This is a genomic window from Stenotrophomonas sp. YJH_SMC_53 (assembly GCF_059369995.1).
The window spans coordinates 171,453-189,955 of the sequence record NZ_JCAFTF010000002.1 but is presented as its reverse complement, the minus strand read 5'-3'; the positions used below and the strand labels follow the sequence as shown (position 1 = coordinate 189,955).

The 18,503-nt window shown below is 66.9% G+C and carries 19 protein-coding genes; 14 read left to right on the top strand and 5 right to left on the bottom strand.

The genetic code is table 11. The features are described from left to right. The first annotated feature begins 203 nt into the window (after window positions 1-203). The 4 genes from AC5P7X_RS03420 to AC5P7X_RS03405 are packed head-to-tail and all read left to right on the top strand — an operon-like array spanning window position 204 to window position 2,981. Window positions 204-518: a DUF3649 domain-containing protein gene (locus AC5P7X_RS03420; protein ID WP_053498676.1), complete on the top strand. Its 315-nt coding sequence runs from the start codon at window positions 204-206 to the stop codon at window positions 516-518. Beyond that, window positions 515-2,152 carry a PepSY-associated TM helix domain-containing protein gene (locus AC5P7X_RS03415; protein ID WP_329841689.1) on the top strand — a complete coding sequence of 546 codons (1,638 nt, stop codon included), beginning with the start codon at window positions 515-517 and terminating at the stop codon, window positions 2,150-2,152. Before AC5P7X_RS03420 ends, AC5P7X_RS03415 begins: the two co-directional genes overlap by 4 nt. After that, window positions 2,149-2,478 carry a DUF3325 domain-containing protein gene (locus AC5P7X_RS03410; RefSeq protein WP_053498679.1) on the top strand — a complete coding sequence of 110 codons (330 nt, stop codon included), beginning with the start codon at window positions 2,149-2,151 and terminating at the stop codon, window positions 2,476-2,478. Before AC5P7X_RS03415 ends, AC5P7X_RS03410 begins: the two co-directional genes overlap by 4 nt. A gap of 29 nt (window positions 2,479-2,507) precedes the next feature. Next, window positions 2,508-2,981 (top strand): hypothetical protein, encoded by a 474-nt coding sequence (locus tag AC5P7X_RS03405; protein ID WP_053498681.1) that lies wholly within the window; start codon window positions 2,508-2,510, stop codon window positions 2,979-2,981. A gap of 121 nt (window positions 2,982-3,102) precedes the next feature. Here AC5P7X_RS03405 and rlmKL read toward each other — a convergent pair whose 3' ends face one another. Together rlmKL and AC5P7X_RS03395 are read right to left on the bottom strand one after the other, a co-directional pair. Further along, a complete protein-coding gene (rlmKL, locus tag AC5P7X_RS03400) occupies window positions 3,103-5,241 on the bottom strand; it encodes a bifunctional 23S rRNA (guanine(2069)-N(7))-methyltransferase RlmK/23S rRNA (guanine(2445)-N(2))-methyltransferase RlmL (protein ID WP_061478530.1) in 2,139 nt (712 codons plus the stop codon). Window positions 5,242-5,386: 145 nt separating this feature from the next. Continuing rightward, the gene (locus AC5P7X_RS03395; RefSeq protein ID WP_024958728.1) at window positions 5,387-5,914 is read right to left on the bottom strand and encodes an alpha/beta hydrolase; all 528 of its coding nucleotides are present in this window, start codon (window positions 5,912-5,914) and stop codon (window positions 5,387-5,389) included. 72 nt (window positions 5,915-5,986) lie between these two features. On the opposite strand from AC5P7X_RS03395, the gene AC5P7X_RS03390 reads away from it, so the two are divergent. Further along, complete coding sequence (locus AC5P7X_RS03390; protein ID WP_053498686.1) at window positions 5,987-6,553, top strand: N-acetylmuramoyl-L-alanine amidase; 567 nt, start codon at window positions 5,987-5,989, stop codon at window positions 6,551-6,553. 377 nt (window positions 6,554-6,930) lie between these two features. Here AC5P7X_RS03390 and AC5P7X_RS03385 read toward each other — a convergent pair whose 3' ends face one another. The 3 genes from AC5P7X_RS03385 to AC5P7X_RS03375 form a co-directional block, all read right to left on the bottom strand. Beyond that, the gene (locus AC5P7X_RS03385; RefSeq protein ID WP_053501082.1) at window positions 6,931-7,833 is read right to left on the bottom strand and encodes a sulfurtransferase; all 903 of its coding nucleotides are present in this window, start codon (window positions 7,831-7,833) and stop codon (window positions 6,931-6,933) included. Continuing rightward, the gene (locus tag AC5P7X_RS03380; RefSeq protein WP_032954058.1) at window positions 7,830-8,633 is read right to left on the bottom strand and encodes a CoA pyrophosphatase; all 804 of its coding nucleotides are present in this window, start codon (window positions 8,631-8,633) and stop codon (window positions 7,830-7,832) included. The genes AC5P7X_RS03385 and AC5P7X_RS03380 overlap by 4 nt, the downstream gene beginning before the upstream one ends. Window positions 8,634-8,850: 217 nt before the next feature. After that, window positions 8,851-9,552 (bottom strand): FKBP-type peptidyl-prolyl cis-trans isomerase, encoded by a 702-nt coding sequence (locus AC5P7X_RS03375; RefSeq protein WP_495214418.1) that lies wholly within the window; start codon window positions 9,550-9,552, stop codon window positions 8,851-8,853. 167 nt (window positions 9,553-9,719) lie between these two features. Between AC5P7X_RS03375 and AC5P7X_RS03370 the strand changes: the two genes are divergently transcribed. The 9 genes from AC5P7X_RS03370 to pstB all read left to right on the top strand — a co-directional run bounded on the left by AC5P7X_RS03370 (window position 9,720) and on the right by pstB (window position 18,456). Beyond that, on the top strand, window positions 9,720-10,502 hold the full coding sequence (locus tag AC5P7X_RS03370) for an enoyl-CoA hydratase-related protein (RefSeq protein WP_053501080.1): 783 nt from the start codon (window positions 9,720-9,722) through the stop codon (window positions 10,500-10,502). A 4-nt stretch (window positions 10,503-10,506) separates the two neighbouring features. Beyond that, a complete protein-coding gene (locus AC5P7X_RS03365) occupies window positions 10,507-10,860 on the top strand; it encodes a hypothetical protein (RefSeq protein ID WP_005415900.1) in 354 nt (117 codons plus the stop codon). Next, entirely contained in the window at window positions 10,860-11,549 is a 690-nt protein-coding gene (gene nth, locus AC5P7X_RS03360; RefSeq protein ID WP_053501078.1) for an endonuclease III, read from the top strand. The genes AC5P7X_RS03365 and nth overlap by 1 nt, the downstream gene beginning before the upstream one ends. Before the next feature lie 196 nt (window positions 11,550-11,745). Further along, entirely contained in the window at window positions 11,746-12,957 is a 1,212-nt protein-coding gene (locus AC5P7X_RS03355) for an OprO/OprP family phosphate-selective porin (protein WP_049411264.1), read from the top strand. A gap of 222 nt (window positions 12,958-13,179) precedes the next feature. Next, a complete protein-coding gene (gene pstS, locus AC5P7X_RS03350) occupies window positions 13,180-14,196 on the top strand; it encodes a phosphate ABC transporter substrate-binding protein PstS (protein WP_005415897.1) in 1,017 nt (338 codons plus the stop codon). A 407-nt stretch (window positions 14,197-14,603) separates the two neighbouring features. Beyond that, the gene (gene pstS / locus AC5P7X_RS03345; protein ID WP_495214417.1) at window positions 14,604-15,692 is read left to right on the top strand and encodes a phosphate ABC transporter substrate-binding protein PstS; all 1,089 of its coding nucleotides are present in this window, start codon (window positions 14,604-14,606) and stop codon (window positions 15,690-15,692) included. A gap of 82 nt (window positions 15,693-15,774) precedes the next feature. Further along, complete coding sequence (pstC, locus tag AC5P7X_RS03340; protein ID WP_012479635.1) at window positions 15,775-16,743, top strand: phosphate ABC transporter permease subunit PstC; 969 nt, start codon at window positions 15,775-15,777, stop codon at window positions 16,741-16,743. Beyond that, window positions 16,743-17,606 carry a phosphate ABC transporter permease PstA gene (pstA, locus tag AC5P7X_RS03335; protein ID WP_053499935.1) on the top strand — a complete coding sequence of 288 codons (864 nt, stop codon included), beginning with the start codon at window positions 16,743-16,745 and terminating at the stop codon, window positions 17,604-17,606. Before pstC ends, pstA begins: the two co-directional genes overlap by 1 nt. Before the next feature lie 19 nt (window positions 17,607-17,625). Then, complete coding sequence (pstB, locus tag AC5P7X_RS03330) at window positions 17,626-18,456, top strand: phosphate ABC transporter ATP-binding protein PstB (protein ID WP_005408788.1); 831 nt, start codon at window positions 17,626-17,628, stop codon at window positions 18,454-18,456. Window positions 18,457-18,503: the final 47 nt, after the last annotated feature.

Here is an 18,503-nt window from a genome sequence, read left to right as displayed (position 1 = left end):
GCGAATACATATCATTTACTGATCGGTTGTACGCTTAGCCAAACGGGCACGAAAAACGTGCCCATCGCCCGTGTACTGCCCCGACTTCTGGGCTGCCCGTCTGCGCGGGCAGTGCTTCGTCGATGGGACACGCTGGGCGACATGCGCAGGGCGCAAGGGGGCCGCGGACGCGTTCCATCCCTTCTCCTACCTTCAGGAACGCCGTGGACCGCTCGCCCACACCCGCCAGCCCCCGCACCTTGTTCTCCAACCCGCGCTGGGGCGTGCTGTCACGCGCTTTGGCCGCGATTTTCGGCGGCTATGCGCTGGCCTCGATGACCAGCGTGTTCTGCGCGGTGGCGTTGCCCGGCGCGCGCGGCCAGACCGTGCTGACCGGCATGCTGCTGGCCATTGTGGTGGCTGCCTGCGCGGCGCTGTGGGCCTTTGCCACCCGCAGCGCACTGCGGGCCTGGGTCGGCATCCTCGCCCCCGCCCTGCTGATGGCGGCGGTCGCACGCCTGTTGGGCGCCTGGGCATGAAGAACGGATTCCGCCAGTCGATGGCCTGGCTGCATACCTGGACCGGCCTGCTGGTCGGCTGGTTGCTGCTGCTGATCTTCATGGCCGGCACGGCCAGCTACTATCGCGAGGAAATCAGTCGCTGGATGCGCCCGGAGCTGCCGTCCAGCAACGTCAGCATCGACGTGGCCGCGCAGCGCGCGGTGGCCTACCTGCAGGCCAATGCGAGTCACGCCGAGAACTGGTTCGTCACCCTGCCGCAGCCGCGCAACCCGGCCATGCAGCTGTTCTGGCGGCTGCCACCGGAACTGGCCGACCCCAGTCGTGGCCGTCGCGGTGGCTTCGGCGACGCCACGCTCGACCCGAACAACGGCCAGGCACTGAAGGCGCGCGAGACCCGTGGCGGCGACTTCTTCTACCGCCTGCACTTCGACCTGCACTACATCCCGGTGTACTGGGCGCGCTACCTGGTCGGGTTCTGCGCGATGTTCATGCTGGTGGCGATCATCACCGGCGTCATCACCCACAAGAAAATCTTCAAGGACTTCTTCACCTTCCGCAAGGACAAGGGCCTGCGGTCCTGGCTGGATTTCCATAACGTCAGCGCGGTGATGGCCCTGCCGTACCACGCGATGATCACCTACACCGGCATCGTCACTCTGATGATCATGTACCTGCCGTGGGGGGTGAAAGTCGCCTACCCGCAGGACGAGGACAAGTTCTTCAGCGAAGCCTTCGGCGGCATGCCAGAGGTGACCGCGCCGGAGCAGGGCCGCGCCACGCCGCTGCCGATCGCACAGTTGCTGGACAGCGCGCGTGCGCACTGGCACGGCGTGGAAGTGGCCGGCTTCACCGTGTCCAACCCGGGCGCTGCCAATGCGGTGATCGACATCCGCCAACGTGACGGCAGGCGTTTGTCCACCGACACCCCGGCGCTGCGCTACGACATGGTCAGCGGTGCGCTGCTGGAAGAGACGCCACCGTCCGGCGGTGCCACCGCCACCCGTGGCGTGCTGTATGGCCTGCACCTGGCGCGCTTCGCCGACTGGGGCCTGCGCGCACTGTTCTTCCTGTCCGGCCTGGTCGGCTGCCTGATGGTCGCCAGCGGCGTGGTGCTGTGGGCGGTGAAGGAGCGTCCCAAGCATGCCAAGAACGGGCGTACCGGATTCGGCCTGCGCCTGGTCGATGCGCTGAACATCGGCACCGTGGCCGGCCTGCCGATCGCCTTCGCGGCGTACTTCTGGGGCAACCGCCTGCTGCCGCTGCAGATCGCCGAGCGCTCCAGTGCCGAGGCCAACGTGTTCTTCTGCGCCTGGGGCGCCGCGCTGCTGGCCGCCTTCATCTGGCCGAAGCGGATGATGTGGGCGTGGCAGCTGTACCTGGGTGCGGCCGCGTTCGCACTGGTGCCGGTGGTCAATGCAGTGACCACCCATGCCCACCTCGGGGTCACGCTGCGCAACGGCGACTGGGTACTGGCCGGCGTCGATCTTTCGATGATCGCATTCGGCGCAATGCTGGCCCTGTGCGGCTGGCGCATGCAGCGCTGGACGCCACCGCTGAGTGCGGCCGAGAAGAAGAAGCGTGCCGCCGCTGCGGCTGCGCCGAAGGCATCGGTGAGCACTGCAGAAGCGGCCAAAGCGGAGGCCAGCGCATGATGCTGCTGGCACTGGCGCTGTCGTTCTCTGCGTTCACCGCGCTGTCGCTGTCGATGGAAAAGCACCAGCACGACTTGCATGGCAAGGCCGCGGCCGCACCCGCACGGCGGGTGCAGTGGCGGGTGCTGGGCTGGGCGCTGCTGGCGGCGGCGTTCGCACTGTGCGTGGCCGACCACGGCTGGGCGATGGGCCCGTTGCTGTGGCTGGGCGCGATGACCCTGGCCGGCGTGGCGCTGTCGTTCGGGTTGTATCCGTATCGTCCAACGTGGATTGCGCCTCTGGCGATCGCGCTGCCGGTGCTGGGGTTGGTGCTGGAATTGCTGTAGCCGCAGGACGTGGACGGCGGCGTCCACGCATGGCGTCGAACTACAATGCCGGTATGGATAGCGTGCTGCAGCGGATGTCTGGAATCGGCTTCTTTTCCCGGTTGGGTGAAACACTGCCCACAACGGCCGGCGTCGTCGCCGTTCGATCGCTGGCCGAAGCACTGCGGACCGTCGATACCAATGGTTTCGAATGGATGCCCACAACACTGGGCGATTCGGATCCGTTTCACGGCGCCCTGCCCCATCCCGCCGAACTGGCCGACGCCCGACGCGAACTCAACCGCACGTTGATGCGCGCGCTTTCGGCACTGGATCTGCCGGCACTGCGCTGCGGTGCGCATGACCTGCACCTGGTGGCGCGCGATGGGGCGATGTTCGCCTTCCGGCAACGCCTGCTGGAAACGCATCTCGGCCTGCCGGCACACTGGGAGCCTGTGCTTGCGCTGTACGAACAGGGTCATTGGCCCCTGGCCCATGCGCCGGGGCGATTGTTGGTGCTTTAGGCCGATCCACGCATGGCGTGGATCTACGGGCCAGATGGGGTAGTGCCGGCCGCTGGCCGGCATCCCGCGGACCTTCCACGGTTCTGACGCAGTTGCCGGCCAGCGGCCGGCACTACCGGGCTTACCCCAACCGCTTCAGTTCCCACGCGCGGTGGATGCGCGCGTTGCGCTCGAAATCCGGACCAATCGTGCGTGCGGTGATCTCGCGGCACTGTGCGAATTCGGCGATGGCGTTCTCTTCCAGCTTGAAGCGGCGGAAGTTGTTGGAGAAGTACAGCACGCCACCCGGTGCCAGCCGCGCCACCGCCGCCCGCAGCAGCTTCAGCTGTTCGCGCTGCACGTCGAAATCATCGGCGCGGGCGGAATTGGAGAAGGTCGGCGGGTCACAGAAGATCACGTCGTACTGGCCGCGGTCGCCTTCCAGCCAGGCCATTGCATCGGCCTGGACCAGCAGATGCTGGTTGCCCCCCTGCCCGTTCAGCGCCAGGTTGTCGTAGCACCACTGCAGATAGGTGGCCGACAGGTCGACGCTGGTGGTGCTGGCGGCACCGGCCACGGCGGCCTGCACGCTGGCCACGCCGGTGTAGCAGAACAGGTTGAGGAAACGCTTGCCACGCACCTGCTCGGCCATCATCCGGCGCAGCGGGCGATGGTCGAGGAACAGGCCGGTATCCAGGTAATCGAACAGGTTCACCTGCAGCAGCGCGTTGTTCTCTCGCACCACGATGAACTCGTCGCGCTGCTCGAAGCGGCCGTACTTGCTGCCGCCCTTGCCGCGCTCGCGCGATTTCATCGACACCTGTTCCGGTGGCACGCCGAACACTTCGCGCGCGGCGGCCAGCAGCTCATTGCGGCGGCGGCGCACGTCGTTCTCGGGAATCGCCGCCGGTGCCGCATATTCCTGCACATGCAGGAAGGTACGCCGCCTGCCCCCCTCTTCCTCGTAGACGTCGATGGCCGCCGCGTACTCCGGCAGGTCGGCGTCGTAGGCGCGGAAGCAGGTGATGTCCTCGCGGGCACGCCAGCTCTTGAACTTCTTCAGGTTCTTGCGCAGGCGGTTGGCCACCATCTGCGCGCCTTCGCTCAGCTCGCGGGGCTGTGCCGGATCACGGCCCGGCACAGCAATCGGATCGCAGACGATCAGCGCGCATTCCAGCGCACCGTTGAACATCTGGTACTTCTTGCTGGCACGCAGGCCGGTGGCAAAGGCCAGTTCGTCATTGCCACACAGCAGGCTGGCGCGCCACTGCGGCACCGCCTTCTGCAAGGCATTGCCCAGTGCACGGTACAACGCCGGATCGGCGGCCAGGCGCTCGTCGTACGGTGGGTTGCAGACCACCGCACCGATCTCCTGTTCCGGCGCGGCCAGGTCGGCGACATCGGCGCGGGTGAAACGGATCGCGTGGGCGACGCCGGCGACCTCGGCATTCTCGCGGGCCGCCTGGATCGCAGCCGGGTCGATGTCGCTGCCGTGGATGACCGGCTTCAGCGCGGCCAGACCGGCCGCTTCGCGCTCACGTGCTTCGCTCTGGATGGACTTCCAGGCCGCCTTGTCGAAGCCCAGCCAACGGCTCGGCGGCAGGCTGCCATGCCGCATCAGGCCTGGGGCAACGTCGGCGGCCATCAGCGCGCCTTCGATCAGCAGCGTGCCGCTGCCACACATCGGGTCCAGCAGGCCACCGCCGGCGGCATGCAGGCGCGGCCATTGCGCGCGCAGCAGCAGCGCGGCGGCCAGGTTTTCCTTCAGCGGCGCCTCGTGGGCGGCACCGCGCCAGCCACGGCGATGCAGCGGGCCGCCGCCGAGGTCGATCGACAGCGAGGCGCGGCCCTTGCGCAGCGAGAGGTTGACGCGCACGTCGGGCAGATCGGTATTGACCGAGGGCCGCTCCAGGCCCTCGTCGCGCATGCGGTCGACGATCGCATCCTTGATCCGCTGCGCGGCAAAGCGTGCATGGGTGATCTTGTCGCCGGACACGTGCGCATCCACCGCCAAGGTCATCTCCGGCGAGATGTGCTCGTGCCACGGCAGTGCACGCACGCCGTCATACAGGGCCTGCTCGTCCGGGCAGTCGAACTCGTCGATCGGCCACAGCACCCGGCTGGCCAGGCGCGACCACATCACGATCCGCAGCGCCTGCGCCAGTTCGCCGTCGGCGTTGACGCCGGCAATGGTGGCGGTGGCCTTGCCAAGGCCCAGGGCCGACAGTTCATCGGCAAGCAGGTATTCCAGGCCCTTGGCGCAGGAGACGAAGAATTTCACGGGATCGGTTCGCAGGTGGTCGGGCGCGGCACAGGGGCCGGGCCGGTCGGAAAGGAGGGCCGTAGGCACGGCCGGCAGGCCCGCGCCGGGGGCGGCGGGGCTGCCATTGTAGTCAATGCGGGCGGGCGCGCCGTGCGCCCTGGCTTCACAGTTGCCGCAGCAGGCGCTCGAAGGCCTGCGCGGAGGCCTCCACGTGGCGCTCCAGGCGGTGGCCATCGTCAACCAGCAGCAACTGCGCCGAACGCGCCTGCGCCCAGGCAATCACGCCGGCAGCCGGTACCACATCGTCATGCCAGGCCTGCACCACCGTGGTCGGCACCGCAGCGGCGTCCAGCGCCGGCATCGGGCCCATGGTGGTCGGCGGCACCATCAGGAACAGGCCGGCTACCGGCACCTGCAGCGAGGCGATGGCGGAGATGTAGGCGCCCAGGCTGGAGCCGGCCAGCACCACCGGCCCCTGGCGGGCAGCGATGGCGGCGCGTTCAACCAGACGGCGCAGGCGGGTCGGCACGTCGCCCACCCGGCTGACCTCGCTCATCGCGTCCAGGTCGGTGTAGTCGGGGCGCTCGTGGGTCCAGCCCAGGCGTTGCGCCACCTCGGCCAGCGCGGTGACCTTGGTCGCCTCCGGGCCGCTCTCGAAGCCATGGGAGAGGATGCAGTGGCCGCGGCTCATGCGCGTGTTCCGTAGGCGCGGGCCGACGAGGAAAGGGAAGGCAGGTTCATGCCGCAATGCTAGCATCGCCGGATGCCCAACCCGCTCCTGCCCGGCCTGCAGCTGCAGCCCCTGCCCTATCACGACCGATTGCCGCTGCGGGATCCCGCCTCGCTGGAAATGGTGGTGATCCACTGCACCGAGCTGCCCGATCTGGCGATGGCCCGCGAGTACGGCGAGCGCGTGCTGTACGACAGCGGCGCCGGCAACAGCGGGCACTTCTACATCGACCGCGATGGCAGCGTGGTGCAGTACGTGGCGCCGGAACGCGTGGCCCATCACGTGCGCGGCATGAACGCGCATACGCTGGGCATCGAGCTGGTCAACCGCGGGCGCTATCCGGACTGGTTCGACAGCCGCCACCAGGCGATGGACGAGCCCTACACCGAGGCACAGCTGCAGGCGCTGGAAGGCCTCCTGCAAGCGCTGGTGGCGCACTATCCGTCGCTGCGGCGGATTGCCGGGCATGACCAGCTGGACCTGGAGCAGGTGCCGGCCAGCGACGATGCGGCGCTGACGGTGGCGCGCAAGCGCGATCCGGGGCCGCTGTTCCCGTGGGCGCGGATCCTGGCCAAGGTGCCACTGCAGCCGGTTGGGTAAGCGGCAGGGCTGCGCCCTGCACCCGCAGAGGCAACGTCAACGTCAAGAGCTGGCATTCCGGGGGATGGCGGGGTGGATCCGATTGCGGGGGACGCCGTAAAGCCCCAGGCCGGCCCAGCCGCTGGCGGCTGTGCGTTCGGGCGCTTGCGAAGCAGTGCTTCGCAAGCAAAGCGCCCTCACCCATGGCGGCTTGGCCGCGGCATCCATGCCGCGGACACCCCCGCAACCGGACCCACCCCGCCTTCGACAGTTCTCCGCGATCCTTCGAATCGACACGGGGTCGGCTCCCGTTGCTGCGCAACGGGCTCTGACCCCGATTTTCGGTTGATGGGGTCAGAGCCGTTCTCCGTTGGAAAACGGATCCGACCCCGCCCGGCTCAGGCGCCGGTCGCCACCGGGCGGCTGCTGTCGCTCACCCAGCCGCTCCAGGAATCGGCGTAGATGCGCGCGCCGCTCAGGCCCGCGCTTTCCATCGCCAGCAGCAGATGGCAGGCGGTCACGCCGGAACCGCACATCAGCACCACCTGCTGCGGATCGCGGTTGCCGATCACGCCCTGCAGTTCGGCGCGCAGCTCCTGTGCGTCGCGCAGGCGGCCGTCGAGTACGTTCAATGCGAACGGGCGGTTGACCGCGCCCGGCACATGCCCGGCCACCGGGTCCAGCGGCTCCACTTCACCACGGAAACGCTCACCCGCCCGCGCGTCGACCAGCCAGCCCGGCGCATGCTTCAGCCGCGCGGTGATTTCATCGGCGTTGGCGATCTGGGTGGTGTCGAAGCGGTCCGGGTAGGCAGGCAGCGCTGTCACTTCAGCCTGGCCGCTTTCCAACGTGTGACCGGCGGCCTGCCAGGCGGCGATGCCGCCGTCGAGTACGGCCACCCTGCTGTGACCGATCAGGCGCAGCAGCCACCACAGGCGCGAGGCGGCCATGCTGCCGTCGCTGCCATCGTAGACCACCACCTGGGTGTCGGGGCCGATGCCCCACTGCCCCAGCTTCGCAGCAAAGGCATCGCTGTCCGGCAGTGGATGGCGACCATGGCCGACGCGCGACAGATCAGACAGGTCACGATTCAGATCGGCATACACCGCACCCGGGATATGACCTGCCAGATACTGGCTGCTTCCCGCCTGCGGGTCGGCCAGCGAGGAGCGCGCATCGACCACCCGCACCGCAGTGCTGGCAGTGGCGCGTGCGTCGACCACGCGGATGCCTTCGCCCAACGCGGCAGCCAGGGTGGCGACATCGACCAGGGTGGTCCACGGCGGATCGATCAGCTTCATTGCACTTGCTCCAGGCGGCGACGCAGGTTGTAGAGAATGGCGGCGGTCGCCCCCCAGATGCGCTGGCCCGGCCAGCCATACTCAAGCACGTGGCGTACCCGGCCGCGATGGTTGATTTCGACCTGGCGCAGGCTGTCAGGCGCCATCAGGTAATCCAGTGGTACCTCAAATACCTCGGCCACTTCACTCGGCTGCGGCACAGGCACGAACTCCGGATCGACCACCGCCACCACCGGCGTGACGCGGTAGCCGGTGATGGTGACGAAGGGATCGAGATACCCCAGCGCCTGCACCTGGCCGGGCGCCAATGCGATTTCTTCCTGGCTCTCGCGCAGCGCGGCCGCCAGCGCGTCGCGGTCATCGGGTTCGGTGCGGCCACCGGGGAATCCGACCTGGCCACCATGGGTGCGCAGTGTTTCGGTGCGACGGGTGAGGATCACCTGTGCGCCGTTGGCGCGCGGCACGATGCCGGCCAGCACCGCAGCCTCCACTGGAGGCCCGGGCGGCAGCAGGTCAACCAGCTCACTGCGGTTCCAGCCGTCGCCCGCAGGTGGTTGGGCCAAGGGGTGCAGCGCGCGCATCAGTCGTTCGTGGTCGGCCAGCGAACCGCGCAGGGACTGCTGCAGTTGTTGCCGCAGGGGCTGCACGCGATGCAGGATGCGGCTGCGTTCCTCGTTGCTCATCGACGACCACCGCGCGATCTCATCGATATGCCGCCCGCAGCCGGCGCATTGCCGGTGCGGATCCAGCGTGCACACTCCGATGCAGGGACTTGCGACAACACGCGCCGTTTCTTCCATTGTTTGCACCCGCCAACAGTAGCGCGATCGGGCTGAATTTGCGCGGGTGGCCCAGCCGGACGGTAGCGTCGACTGTCAGTCGACTCGCGCGCGCAGCGCGGGCGTTTCCCCGATGTGACCCAAAAACAGTCGACTGACAGTCGACTCTACCGTCAGGGACTGCGCAAACAAAAACGCGCCGGTGGAATCACCGGCGCGTTTCGTTTGCTGCTTCGATTTACTTGACGCTGACCAGCTTGATCTCGAACTGCACAGCCACGTTCGGCGGGAACGGGGTGCGCGGATCGGCACCGTAGGCCTGGTCCGGCGGCAGGGTGACTTCCCACTTCGAGCCTGCCGGCATCTGCAGCAGGGTCTCGCGCATGGCCTTCATTTCGACTTCGCTGACCTTGATCGACGGGATCTGCTGGGCCGGGCGGGCTTCGGTCGGGCGCTGACCGTACGGGAACGGACCGGCCACTTCCAGCTGCACAGTGCTGGCCTGGGTCGGCTTGGCACCCTTGCCGGCCTCGATCACGCGGTACTGGACGCCGCTCGGCAGGGACTGCACACCGGCCTTGGCCTTGTTCGCCGCGATGAACTGGTCGCTCTTGGTCTTGTTTTCGGCAGCCGCCTTTTCGTACTCGGCCTTGGCGGCCTGGGCACGGCCCTGCTCGCGCTTCTGGAACGCTTCAACGGCCGGCTTCAGCTGCTCGGCGGTGATCGCCGGCTGCTTCTTGGCGTAGGCATCCTGCAGGCCCTTCACCACCGAGTTGATGTCCAGCTGCTCACCACGACCGGCCAGCTCCGCCAGGTTGTTGCCGTAGTCGTAACCGAAGTAGTAGCTCAGCTTGCCCTTTTCGGACGAGACGTCCTGGGCGAAGGCATTGCCCGTCAGGGCCAGGGCCGCGACGGCGACCGCGATAGAACGCAACTTCATCAAACAGTTCTCCAGGGGTGGTAACTCAGGGACGTTCTGCGCCGCCCTGAGGCGACGGGTTAGGATAACGGGCGCAACGTGTAACCGCTACTCACGATGCAGGCTATGACCCGTCTGCGTTTCCAGAGTTCAATATCACTTTTTTTTAATGTTCCAGGAGTTTCCCCGTGGCCGATGCCCTGATCGCTGTCGCTGACGACGGCGCCATCCGCACCGTGACCGTCCAGCGCCCGGACAAGCTCAATGCCCTCAACGCCGCGACCCTGCAGGCCCTGGCCGATGCCTTCAGCGACGCCGCCGCCGATCCGGAGGTGCGCGTCGTGATATTGACCGGGGCGGGCCCCAAGGCGTTCGTGGCCGGTGCCGACATCGCGGAAATGAACACGCTCAGCGCCGTTCAGGGACGTGATTTCTCGCTGCTGGGCCAGGCCCTGATGCGCCAGATCGAACGCATGCCCAAACCGGTCATCGCACGCGTGAATGGTTTCGCACTGGGCGGTGGCCTGGAACTGGCGATGGCCTGCCACCTGCGCATCGCCGCAGATACCGCCAAGGTCGGCCAACCGGAAATCAACCTCGGCCTGATCCCCGGCTTCGGCGGCAGCCAGCGCCTGCTGCGCCTGTGCGGCCGCGCCGCCACCCTGGAGCTGTGCCTGCTGGGGGCGCCGATCAACGCCGCGCGTGCGCTGGAACTGGGCATCGTCAACGAAGTCGTGCCGGCCGACGCGCTGGACAACCGGGTGCAGGACGTCGCCCGCCAGCTGGCACGCTCGGCCCCGCTGGCCCTGCGTGGCCTGCTCGACGCGGTGCACGTGGGCGGCGAATGCAGCCTGGAGGCCGGGCTGGAATACGAAAGTGCGCAGTTCGGCCTGCTGTTCGCCACCGAGGACATGCGCGAAGGCACCAGCGCCTTCCTGCAACGCCGCGCGCCGGCCTTCCAGAACCGCTGACGCCATGGCATCCCGACCCAACCCCGCGCAGTTGTTCGCCCGGGTCCAGGCAGACGATCTCGATGGTGCCCTGCAGGCCGGGCTGATGGACTACATCGTCCGTGCCGGCGACGACCGGTTGCTGCCTGACCACCCCGACCTTCCGCAACGCCTGTGCCAGGCCCAGCAGCAACTGCGCGCGGCCTGGGCTGCACGCGAACGCTACCGTGCCCGTGCGGTGCGCCTGGCCCGCCGCGAGGCCGAGCGCGATGCACGTCGCACTCCGGCACCAGCCCCGGACGTGAAGCCCGCCCTGCCCGCTGCGGCAGCCGCGATTCTGGCCCGGGCCAAGGCCCGCGCCAGTGGCAAGGAACAGTAATGGCCACCACGAAAAAGACCGCACGCGCCCCGGCGCGGCGTGGCGGCACGATGCCACGCGCCGACGTGGTGGAGATGTTCACCCGCCTGCGCGAACTCAACCCGCACCCGAAGACCGAACTGGAGTACAGCTCGCCGTTCGAGCTGCTGGTAGCGGTGGCGTTGTCGGCGCAGGCCACCGACGTCGGCGTCAACAAGGCCACGCGCCGCCTGTTCCCGGTCGCCAACACGCCGGCGAAGATCCTTGCGCTCGGCGAGGATGGCTTGAAGCAGTACATCGCCACCATCGGGCTGTTCAATGCCAAGGCAAAGAACGTGATCGCCACCTGCGCGATCCTGCTGGAGAAGCATGGCGGTGAAGTGCCGCGTGATCGCGAAGCGCTGGAAGCGCTGCCGGGTGTCGGGCGCAAGACCGCCAACGTGGTGCTCAACACCGCGTTCGGCGAGCCGGTGATGGCGGTGGACACGCATATCTTCCGCGTCGCCAACCGCACAGGACTGGCGCCGGGCAGGAACGTGCGAGAAGTGGAAGACAAGCTGGTGAAGGTGATCCCGGCCGAGTTCCTGCTCGACGCGCATCACTGGCTGATCCTGCACGGACGTTATGTGTGCAAGGCGCGCAAGCCGGATTGCCCGGGCTGCGTGATCGCCGACCTGTGCCGGTTCAAGGAAAAGACCACGGCCGAGTGACGGCAACATCCACGCAGGGCGTGGCTCTACTGCAACCGGGTCGCAATCCGGGCGTCATACGCAAGCGGTTTCAATGGCAGGCCCTGCCGTGACGGGGCCTGCGGCGGATGTCTGCCGCGCGTGAACTGTCACATTTACGCAATCTTTACCTTCTAGCCTGCGCGCATCTTCCCACCTGCCTGCAAGGCTCCTCTCCATGAAACTGCATCACCAACTCCTGACGGTGGCCGTGGCTGCTGCGCTGTATGTGCCGGCTGCACACGCCGAAGTCGCCATCGACGTGATCGGCGGTTCGGAAATCACCTTCGAAGGCCTGGTCCAGGCCGACGGCAACTGGTTCCACAACGATGTGGTCGACCTCAACGGTGGCGACGCCGGCAACGGCAAGAACAGCGAATTCGAACTGCGTCGCGCCGAGCTGGTGCTGAAGGGCAAGGGCCCGGGCAACGTGGAGTGGGTGGTCGGCTATGACGCCAAGGCCGACAAGTTCCTCGACACCAACGTGAAGTACAAGCTGCTGGGCAACGCCAACCACTTCCTGCAGCTGGGCCAGTTCAAGCAGCCCAACAGCCTGGAAGAACTGTCCAGCACCAAGAACAACGATTTCATTTCCAAGGCAGCGGTCACCAATACCTATGCCATCGCCCGCCGCCTGGGCGGCGCGTACAGCTACGGCCAGGACAACTGGTCGGTGACCGCCAGCGCCTTCGGCCGCGAGCTGACCCGCAACCTGGCCCACGGCAGCGGCTACGGCGCGCGTGGCACCTGGGCCCCGATCAATGAAAAGGGCCAGGTCCTGCACTTCGGTCTGAGCTACGTCAACTACGACGCCGACGCCGACACCCTGCGCGTGCGTGCGCGTCCGAATGCCGACCTCGCCACTGCCCGCCTGGTTGACAGCGGCAACCTGACCGACACCGACCGCGTCAGCACCATCGGTGCCGAAGCGATGTACTTCCAGGGACCCTTCAAGGCCCAGGCCGAGTACTACACCAGCAAGGCCAAGCGCTACGACCACGACAACTACACCAGCGACGGCTACTACATCAGCGGCGTGTGGAACGTCACCGGCGAGACCTGGAGCTACAAGGGCGGCACTCCGGGCACCGGCCTGCCGAACAACCCGGCCGGCGGCCAGTGGCAGCTGGGCGTGCGCTACGACCACATGGACCTCAATGACGGCAACCTCGCCGCCAATCCGGTCGCCGGTCGCCCGCCGATCGTCGATGGCGTGCTGGGCGGCAAGATGGACATCTGGACCGTGGGCGCCAACTGGTACCTGCGTTCCAACTTCAAGCTGATGCTCAACTACGTGATGGTCGACAGCAAGAAGTACAGCTCCACGGCGCGCGGTTTCGTCAACGACGATCCCAACATCCTGGAAGCCCGCGCGCAGTTCTTCTGGTAAGCCCAGCCACCTGCGTTGAACAGCGAAGGCACGGCCCCGGCCGTGCCTTCGTCGTTGCAGCGATACCCGTGCCGTCCTGCCGGTACAGCGGACGCGACATCCCTCATGACGCGTGTCACGCCCGCGTCATATGACAGACGCGGACGTGTCACGCAACCGTTATGGAATGTGCACCGAAACGTCGGGCAACCGCCCTTCGACCACCACCCCAGGAGTCTCCCCGTGATCCACGCCTTCAAATCGCGCGCCGCTGTCGCCATCCTGGCTGCATCGTCCGTGTTCGCCGCCAACGCCGCCGACATCACCGGCGCGGGCGCATCGTTCATCTACCCGGTCATGTCCAAGTGGTCGGCCGACTACAGCGCCGCAACCGGCAACAAGGTCAACTACCAGTCCATCGGTTCCGGCGGCGGCATTGCCCAGATCAAGGCCAAGACCGTTGATTTCGGCTCTTCCGATGCGCCGCTGAAGCCGGAAGACCTGGCTGCTGCAGGCCTGGCGCAGTTCCCGTCGGTGATCGGTGGCGTGGTGCCGGTGGTCAACGTGGCCGGCATCGCCCCGGGCGCCCTGAAGCTGGACGGCGCCGTGCTGGCCAACATCTTCCTGGGCAAGATCAAGACCTGGAACGACCCGGCCATCGCCGCACTGAACCCGGGCGTAACCCTGCCGAACGCCAAGGTCACCGTCGTGCATCGTTCGGACGGCTCGGGTACCACCTTCAACTTCGTCAACTACCTGTCCAAGGTCAGCCCGGAGTGGAAGAGCTCGGTCGGTGAAGGCACCTCGGTGCAGTGGCCGGCCGGCATCGGCGGCAAGGGCAACGAAGGTGTTGCCGCCTACGTGAAGCAGATCAAGGGCGGCATCGGCTATGTCGAACTGTCCTACGCGCTGCAGAACAAGCTCTCCTACACCGCGATGAAGAATGCCGCCGGCAAGTTCGTGCAGCCGAGCGACACCTCGTTCGCTGCCGCCGCTGCCAGCGCTGACTGGGCCAACGCCCGCGACTTCTACCTGGTGATGACCAATGCGCCGGGCGCCGAGTCCTGGCCGATCACCGCCACCAACTTCATCCTGGTGCAGAAGACGCCGAAGAATGCTGCCAATGGCAAGGCGACCCAGGAGTTCTTCCGCTGGGTCTACAAGAACGGCGACGCCCAGGCCCGCCAGCTGGACTACGTGCCGCTGCCGGACAGCCTGGTGCGCCAGATCGAGACCTACTGGTCGCAGAACCTGAAGTAAGCGCGTTCCCCCGCAGGAACGGGGGCGGCGGGTCCTCTCTCCCCCGCCGCTCCCACCCGGGCGCGAGATCCTCGAGATCTCGCGCTCTTCTTGTTTTCGGGGATGCACCTGCCTCTGTAGAGCCGAGCCGACGCTCGGCTGCGCTCTGGAGCGTGCGGACCGACGGTCCGCACCTACCGTGGGCGAGGAGCTGTCGCGCATTGACGCGGCAAGGACCAACCCGCCGTCATACCGGTGCGCAAATCGGGGCATCCCGGGCTCTGCGGGATCGGGGCCAATCCCGTGAAACCCTTGTCAGAACGTGATCCAGGACACCTCTGTCATGGTCGTAATACGGCTGTAACAAAAACATCATTTCATAGCCGCATCCGCCGACCACGTCGGCTCTTCCCCGCTATGGAGTGACCATGAAACTGCACTCGGCCGGCCTTGCCGCCCTTTCCCTGGCCATCGCCCTGGGCCTGTCGGCCTGCGGTGGCGACAAGCAGGCCGCGCAGCAGCCGGCTGCCGACGCTGCCGCCGCTCAGGCCGCCGCCGGTGCCAAGGTGACCGCCGAAGTGTCCGGCGCGGGCGCGTCCTTCATCTTCCCGCTGGTCTCCAAGTGGTCGGCTGACTACAACGCCAGCACCGGCGCCAAGATCAACTACCAGTCGATCGGCTCCGGCGGCGGCATCGCCCAGATCAAGGCCGGGACCGTCGACTTCGGTTCGTCCGACAAGCCGCTGAGCAGCGAGGAGCTGGCCCAGGCCGGCCTGGCGCAGTTCCCGTCGGCCATCGGCGGCGTGGTGCCGGTGGTCAACATCGAAGGCCTGGAAGCCGGCAAGCTGCGCCTGAGCGGCGCCCTGCTGGCCGACATCTTCCTGGGCAAGGTCAAGACCTGGAACGACCCGGCGATCGTCGCCGCCAACCCGGGCGTGAAGCTGCCGGACGGCAAGATCACCCTGGTCCACCGTTCGGACGGTTCGGGCACCACCTTCAACTTCTCCAACTACCTGTCCAAGGTCAGCCCGGAGTGGAAGAGCAAGGTCGGCGAAGGCACCTCGGTGCAGTGGCCGGACGGCGTCGGTGGCAAGGGCAATGAAGGCGTTGCGTCCTACGTGAAGCAGATCAAGGGCTCGATCGGCTACGTCGAACTGGCTTATGCCCTGCAGAACGGCATGCCGTATACCGCCATGCAGAACGCCGCCGGCAACTGGGTCGAGCCGAGCGCGGAAACCTTCGCCGCTGCGGCCGCCAGCGCCGACTGGGCCAGCGCCAAGGACTTCAACCTGGTCATCACCAACGCCCCGGGCGAGCAGGCGTGGCCGATCACCGCCACCAACTTCATGCTGATGCAGAAGAAGCCGAAGGACGCCAAGCGCAACCAGGACACCCTGGCCTTCTTCAAGTGGGCCTTCGAGAACGGCCAGGCCCAGGCCAACGAGCTGCACTACGTGCCGCTGCCGGCCGAACTGGTCAAGCAGATCGAGGCCTACTGGGCGACCGACCTGAAGTGATGGACACGACGGTGCCCGCCCCGCGCGGGCACCGCCTCTTCCACGCCGTGCCGCCCCGCCCCTTCCTGGCCCAGCCGTCCCCATGAATGCCATCGCCCAGCCTGTAGCCGCCCCGTCCACGCGTGATGCGCGTGATGCCCGCAACGACAAACTGTTCCGATGGGTGCTGGTCGGCACCGTCATCTTCGTACTGATCGCCCTGGCCTGCGCCGCGCTGTCGATGCTGTGGGGCGGTCGCCATGCCCTGCAGATGCAGGGACTGAGCTTCTTCTTCTCCGCTGACTGGAATCCGGTCGAAAACAAGTTCGGCGCCCTGGCTCCGATCTACGGCACCCTGGTCACCGCTGTCATCGCGATGGTCATCGCCGTGCCGGTCAGCTTCGGCATCGCCTTCTTCCTCACCGAAGTCGCGCCGCGCTGGCTGCGTGGCCCGGTCGGTACCGCCATCGAACTGCTGGCCGGCATCCCCTCGATCATCTACGGCATGTGGGGCCTGTTCGTGCTGGTGCCGGTGATGACCGAGTACGTCACCCCGTTCCTCAACGAGACCCTGGGCGAATGGCCGGTCATCGGCCCGATGTTCCAGGGCCCGCCGCTGGGCATCGGCATGCTCACCGCCGGTTTCGTGCTGGCCATCATGGTCATTCCGTTCATTTCCTCGGTGATGCGCGAGGTGTTCCTGACCGTGCCCACCCGCCTGAAGGAATCGGCCTACGCGCTGGGCTCCACCAAGTGGGAAGTGAGCTGGGACATCGTCCTGCCCTACACCCGTTCGGCGGTCATCGGCGGCATCTTCCTCGGCCTGGGCCGCGCGCTGGGCGAAACGATGGCGGTGGCCTTCGTGATCGGCAACAGCGTGCGCCTGTCGCCGTCGCTGCTGGAACCGGGCACCACCATCGCCGCGCTGATCGCCAATGATTTCGGCGAAGCCACTGAAACCTATCGTTCGGCCCTGCTGCTGCTCGGCTTCGTCCTCTTCATCGTCACCTTCGTGGTGCTGGCCATCGCCCGCCTGATGCTGATGCGCCTGTCCCGCAAGGAGGGCAACTGATGTCCACCACCGCTGATTCGCTGTACCTGCGCCGCCGCATCGGCAACGTCGTTGCGATCACCGCGTCCTGCGCCACCGCCCTGTTCGGCCTGTTCTTCCTGGGCTGGATCCTGTTCACCCTGGCCTCCAAGGGCCTGGCCGGCATCAACTGGGATCTGTTCACCAAGATGACGCCGCCGCCGATGCAGGACGGCGGCCTCGCCAACGCCTTCTTCGGCAGTGCCGTGATGTGTGCACTGGCCATCGGCATCGGCACCCCGCTGGGCGTGCTGGCCGGTACCTGGCTGGCCGAGTATGGCAACGCCCGCAAGGTCGGCACCGTGGTCCGCTTCGTCAATGACATCCTGCTGTCGGCGCCGTCCATCGTGCTGGGCCTGTTCGTGTACACGCTGTACGTGATGCAGACCGGCGGCAACTTCTCGGCGTTCGCCGGTGCGCTGTCGCTGGCCTTCATCGTGCTGCCGGTGGTGGTGCGCACCACCGACGAAATGCTGCGCCTGGTGCCCTCGCAGATGCGCGAAGCGGCCCTGTCGCTGGGCATCCCGCAGTGGAAGGTGATCGTGCAGGTGCTGTACCGCAGTGCCTCGGCCGGCATCATCACCGGCATCCTGCTGGCGCTGGCCCGCATCTCCGGCGAGACCGCACCGCTGCTGTTCACCGCCTTCGGCAACCAGTACTGGAACAACAACATCTTCCAGCCGATGGCTTCGGTGCCGGTGGTGATGAACCAGTTCGCCGGCAGCCCGTATGAATCCTGGCAGGTACTGGCCTGGGCCGGTGCCCTGGTGCTGACTGTCTTCGTGCTGCTGGTCAGCCTTGCCGCCCGCGGCATCCTGCTGCGCAACCGTATCTCCCATGACTGACCTTTCCGTGGATAACGCCATGAACGACCTTTCCAACGCCGTGCCGATGCAGCGCATCGCCGTGCCGTCCTCGCACGAGAGCCTGCACACGCCGTCGCCGGTGAAGCTGGCTGCGCGTGGACTGGACTTCTACTACGACAAGTTCCACGCCCTGAAGGGCATCAACCTGGAAATCCCGGAAAAGCGCGTGACCGCGCTGATCGGTCCCTCCGGTTGCGGCAAGTCCACGCTGCTGCGCATCTTCAACCGCATCTATGCGCTGTACCCGAAGCTGGAGGCGCGCGGTGAAGTGCTGCTGGACGGCGAGAACATCCTGTCGCCGAAGTACCCGATGAACCGCCTGCGCAGCAAGGTCGGCATGGTGTTCCAGAAGCCGGTGCCGTTCCCGATGACCATCTTCGAGAACGTGGCCTACGGCATCCGCCACCACGAGAAGCTGAGCAAGGCCGACATGGCCGACCGCGTCGAGCAGGCACTGCGCCAGGGCGCACTGTGGGACGAAGTGAAGGACAAGCTGGGGCAGAGCGCACTGGGCCTGTCCGGTGGCCAGCAGCAGCGCCTGTGCATCGCCCGTGCCGTGGCCCTGCGCCCGTCGGTGCTGCTGCTGGACGAGCCGACCTCGGCGCTGGACCCGATCTCGACCAGCCGCATCGAGCAGCTGGTGGAAGAACTCAAGCACGAGTACACGATCGTGATCGTCACCCACAACATGCAGCAGGCTGCGCGCGTGTCCGACTACACCGCCTTCATGTACCTGGGCGACCTGATCGAGCACGACCGCACCGAAGTGATCTTCTCGCAGCCGTCGCAGCGGCAGACCGAGGACTACATCACCGGTCGCTTCGGCTGATCGACGCTGATCCTTCGCCACATGTTCCAGCCAGGCATGGCCTGGCT

Bases quoted from the DNA above. Each gene is read 5' to 3' on its own strand.
- AC5P7X_RS03405 (WP_053498681.1), top strand. From the start codon at position 2,508: ATGGCGTCGAACTACAATGCCGGTATGGATAGCGTGCTGCAGCGGATG.
- pstC (WP_012479635.1), top strand. From the start codon at position 15,775: ATGAATGCCATCGCCCAGCCTGTAGCCGCCCCGTCCACGCGTGATGCG.
- pstS (WP_495214417.1), top strand. From the start codon at position 14,604: ATGAAACTGCACTCGGCCGGCCTTGCCGCCCTTTCCCTGGCCATCGCC.
- AC5P7X_RS03385 (WP_053501082.1), bottom strand. From the start codon at position 7,833: ATGAAGCTGATCGATCCGCCGTGGACCACCCTGGTCGATGTCGCCACC.
- AC5P7X_RS03375 (WP_495214418.1), bottom strand. From the start codon at position 9,552: ATGAAGTTGCGTTCTATCGCGGTCGCCGTCGCGGCCCTGGCCCTGACG.
- AC5P7X_RS03390 (WP_053498686.1), top strand. From the start codon at position 5,987: ATGCCCAACCCGCTCCTGCCCGGCCTGCAGCTGCAGCCCCTGCCCTAT.
- AC5P7X_RS03410 (WP_053498679.1), top strand. From the start codon at position 2,149: ATGATGCTGCTGGCACTGGCGCTGTCGTTCTCTGCGTTCACCGCGCTG.
- AC5P7X_RS03355 (WP_049411264.1), top strand. From the start codon at position 11,746: ATGAAACTGCATCACCAACTCCTGACGGTGGCCGTGGCTGCTGCGCTG.
- nth (WP_053501078.1), top strand. From the start codon at position 10,860: ATGGCCACCACGAAAAAGACCGCACGCGCCCCGGCGCGGCGTGGCGGC.
- pstB (WP_005408788.1), top strand. From the start codon at position 17,626: ATGAACGACCTTTCCAACGCCGTGCCGATGCAGCGCATCGCCGTGCCG.
- pstA (WP_053499935.1), top strand. From the start codon at position 16,743: ATGTCCACCACCGCTGATTCGCTGTACCTGCGCCGCCGCATCGGCAAC.
- AC5P7X_RS03395 (WP_024958728.1), bottom strand. From the start codon at position 5,914: ATGAGCCGCGGCCACTGCATCCTCTCCCATGGCTTCGAGAGCGGCCCG.
- AC5P7X_RS03415 (WP_329841689.1), top strand. From the start codon at position 515: ATGAAGAACGGATTCCGCCAGTCGATGGCCTGGCTGCATACCTGGACC.
- AC5P7X_RS03380 (WP_032954058.1), bottom strand. From the start codon at position 8,633: ATGGAAGAAACGGCGCGTGTTGTCGCAAGTCCCTGCATCGGAGTGTGC.
- AC5P7X_RS03365 (WP_005415900.1), top strand. From the start codon at position 10,507: ATGGCATCCCGACCCAACCCCGCGCAGTTGTTCGCCCGGGTCCAGGCA.